Origin of the sequence: Zoogloea sp. (assembly GCF_028693495.1) — a bacterium.
In the GTDB taxonomy this organism is placed as follows: domain Bacteria; phylum Pseudomonadota; class Gammaproteobacteria; order Burkholderiales; family Rhodocyclaceae; genus Zoogloea.
Window position 1 is genome coordinate 1 of sequence record NZ_JAQUVG010000168.1, and the last position, 3,596, is coordinate 3,596.

The window sequence follows — 3,596 nt, forward strand, 5'->3', positions numbered from 1 at the left end:
GGAGAGTCATGGGAGGTAAGGAAGGCGACCCCGGGATCCGCCAGGGCCGACTGGAAGGCCTTGCGGAGTTGTTCCAGCAGCCTGGTTTCATCGGCGTCCTCCTCCAGGTGCACGTGGACTGTCAGCCGGGGTAGTCGAAGCGTCTGTCCGGGGGGCAGGGCCAGGGCGATGATCTCCTCCAGGGTGTTATGCACGGGCTCAATGCTGCTCCGTAGCAACTGACGCAGGTCCAGGCCCGCCGCCGGGGTGGGTGCCCGGGCCTGCCAGCTGAGCCGGCGAATGCGGTGGGGCAGCGGCATGTTCATGGTGGATGCTCAGCCTCGCAGGCGGGTCATGGACTGGATGTTGTTGAGGAGCAGGGTCTGGTGGGCGTTCAGGTCGCTGCCGGCCTTCAGGGTTTCCAGCCGGGTACCCAGGCTGGCGGCGGCGTCCGTCTGGGTGACATAGGCGGCGCTGTTGGCCAGTACCACGGCAACCGTGCTCGAGGTTTGACTGCCCGTCGACTGGCGGACTACTTGTTCGGTGGTGTCGGCCAGGGCGCTCCCCAGTTCCTCCTGGGCTTTGCCGAGCAGTGCCTGGGCCTGGGTACGATCGGCTTCGGCCAGATCGTTGCGACTGGCCAGTTCGACCAGGGTCTGCACTTTCTGACGCTTGGTCTCCACGTCCCGGACCATGGCATCCACCACCGGGTTGCCGGTGGCAATCGTCTTGCCTGGCAGCACCAGGTCCGCACCTGTGGCTTCCCGGGTGCTGAAGACGCCTTTCACCAGTCCTTCGATGCTGGCGGTCTGGGTTTCGAGGCGGTTGCGCAGGGCGTCCTCCGTGGCCTGGAGTTGATGGACGAGTTCGCTTCGAGCCGTCTCGAAACGGCTGCTCACGGCTTCTCCGACGAGCTTGCCCACCACGGCACCCACCGGTGGCGTGACCCGTACCGGCTCGATGTCGAGGGGTGGGCGCCGGAGGGGGGGGCGTTGCAATGGAGGCTCCACGGGTTCCTCCTCATCCGCTTCGGCGCAGGGGTAGGGCAGGGTGAAATCACCGATCACGTTGCCACTGTCGTCATAGACCAGTACGAAGCAGCCGCCCCTCCAGACACCGCCCAGGTGATCGAGGCCCGGATGTTCGGCAATGAAGCGGGACAGGAGCAACCTGTCGTCTTCCTGGTTGTCCTTGCCCTGGATCAGGTCGTCCAGCCAGTCCAGCCAGAGGGGATGGGTGGTCTGGATCAGGCTGTCCACCGGTGAGACAAAATCGCTGCGGGAGAGTGTGCCCAGGTTGACCCGGGCGGCGCCCAGGGTACCGAGGGTTTCGGAGATGCCATTATTCCAACGGGTTTCCCGGGTGGTGGCCTGGTAGCTGCTGTAGCGGGGGGTGTCCAGGGCCGGTTTCGCACGCCGGCTCAGGCTCTCCAGGGCAGTGCGGGCGCTGCCGGCCACCTGGAGGACGGAGGCGCCACTCTCGGTCTGGTCGGGGATCTCCCGCTCGGTGATGGCGCTCTGCAGCCGGCGGGTGAAGGTTTCCGTGAACAGCCCGCTTTCTTCGAGTCGCAGGGAAATGTCCTGGCGGAGCAGGTAGTGGATGCGGTGCAGGTCGGTGTAGCGGATGCCGGGACGCAGGCGGATCCGCTCCCGCCGGTTGTGGGCGAGAACCCCGTGCACCTCGAAAGGCAGGTTGTGTTCTGCAATGAGCTTCCTGAGCTCTACGCTGACGCTCTCCACTGGACGACCCAGGTGGCCTTCGACCCGGAAAAAGGCATGTCCGGCAATATCCCCGGCCAGGGGGGTGAGGGCTCGTTTGCTGCCTCCGTAGTCCCGGGCCCGGTAGCCCAGGTTATGGCCTGCCAGTCCCCGGAGGGCAAGACGCCGATTCCAAAGGGGGGCGATGCCGGGATCGTAGTACCAGGGGATGGCCCGCTCGGCCAGGGGATGTTCCTCTCCCTGGCTGGGCGTGACCTGCAGGCTTTTGTCGGTGGGCGGCTGGTAGTGCTCCACCAGGCCGGCGAGCCGGGTCAGCAGGAAGCAGGCGTCCGCCTGACGCTGGCGAAAGCCATCGTGGGCTATCGCAGGGTAGAAGCCGCTGCGGCCCCACGCTGGCTGGGCTGGGCTGCCCAGGCCCAGATGCTTGCCGGCCTGGCTGGGGGGGAGCAGGAGTGTGCTGTCGTCGTCCAGCAAGGCAGTGCGCAGTTCGTTCCAGGTCACCACCAGGTCTTTCAGGAGGTCACTGAAGAGCTGGGTGAGGGGTATGTCCAGCTGGCTGCGCAGATTCCCCAGTCGCTCTTGTAGACGGGGGAAGGGGTTGCCGGCGAAGACCTGTTCGATGAGTTCGGGAAAGGTGGCGGTCAGCCGTTCAAATGCGGGGGACAGGTCTGCCAGGGTCTGGTCGATGGCGGCCTGCTGGCGGGCCGCCAGGTGTTCGGCGAGGGTCAGGCCGGCATCCAGGCGAGGCCGGTAGGCCATGAGCTCTGGCAGGTTGACGGCCCGCTCGGCAACGCTCAGGGGGCCACTCGTGAGCTGCCGGGAAAGGTGATGAGGGGCGAGGAGAATGCGGAGGCGATGGTGCCTTTCCTGCCCCAGGTTGTCACAGTCGGCCCCGGTGCACAGGTCCCGGTCGGTGTCGCTGCTTTCCACCAGGAGGATCAGGAAATGGCCGTCCAGGGCGTTGGGCTGTTCGGTCAGGGGAATGCCCAGGGGATCATCCTCGCCGACCAGTTCGCCAGAGATCAGGGCGAGGCCGCTGGTGGCATCGAAGAAGGGCTCGTAGCGGGGGGCGGTACTCTCGTAGGCTCGCCAGCGGGTCAGTGACCAGGGGCTGTCGAGGCGGACGAGGTCACCGTCGCCGGTGATGCCGAGACCAGGGCTGATCAGGACGCTGCTGCCCTCCCGGGTGGGCCGGATTCCCCCGAGCAGGCCGGTCCCGGTGAGGCTGATGCGGCTCAGCCGGTCCTGCTGGTCCAGCCAGCAGGCAAGCCCGTTGAGCTGGGTGTGGGTGAGTACCTGGTCCCGCTCGAAGATGGTGTACTGGCGGGCGAGAGGGGGGGTGAGGCTGGCAATGACCCTAGTCATGGTCCGTCTCCTGAAATCCGGAGGTGTCGGGGGCGCTGCCGAGGGCGGTTTGCCCCAGCACGAAGGGGGGGCTGGGGGCCTCGGCGGTGCAGTCGAACAGGCGGCGCTGGGGGTACTGGTTCTTCATCCCGGTGAGGGCATCCACCAGCGCATTCAGGCGGGCATGGCGCTCCACCCGGTTGGGTCGGCTTGCTCCCGCATGGAGCAGCAGCCAGTCCCGGTAGGCACCCTCGAAGCGTGCCATGTCGTCGGCGTTGACCCAGCAGATCCGGGGCAGCAGGTGGGCGGGCACTTCCTGGCGGATGGTCTGTTCCACGAAGCGCCGGAAATCCATGTTCTGGAAGCGTCCCGCGTAGGCGGGCAGGATGATCTGCAGGCGCCAGGAGTAGGGATCCGTGTCGGCACAGTCGGTGCAGTCCGGGTCGACGCAGATGGGCAGGAATGGGTCGTCGTGGGCTTGGTCGGCAGGGTCGTGGTCGAAGACCCATTGCCCGTCGGGGGCCTCGTGCATGGCAGGGCGGAGGGGCAGGTTCT

General features: G+C 66.7%; 3 protein-coding genes. All 3 read right to left on the bottom strand.

Annotated elements, in window-relative coordinates:
* Nucleotides 1-305 (bottom strand): hypothetical protein (locus PHD22_RS16655; RefSeq protein WP_299869494.1); only part of this gene is annotated, 305 nt, incomplete at its 3' end.
* A 9-nt stretch (nt 306-314) separates the two neighbouring features.
* Nucleotides 315-3,062: a hypothetical protein gene (locus PHD22_RS16660; protein ID WP_299869497.1), complete on the bottom strand. Its 2,748-nt coding sequence runs from the start codon at nt 3,060-3,062 to the stop codon at nt 315-317.
* On the bottom strand, nt 3,055-3,596 hold a 542-nt coding region (locus PHD22_RS16665; protein ID WP_299869500.1), incomplete at its 5' end, for a hypothetical protein. The genes PHD22_RS16665 and PHD22_RS16660, both read right to left, overlap by 8 nt.

What these genes read in the sequence shown, in the direction of transcription:
- PHD22_RS16660 (WP_299869497.1), bottom strand. Translation starts at nt 3,062, where the DNA reads ATGACTAGGGTCATTGCCAGCCTCACCCCCCCTCTCGCCCGCCAGTAC.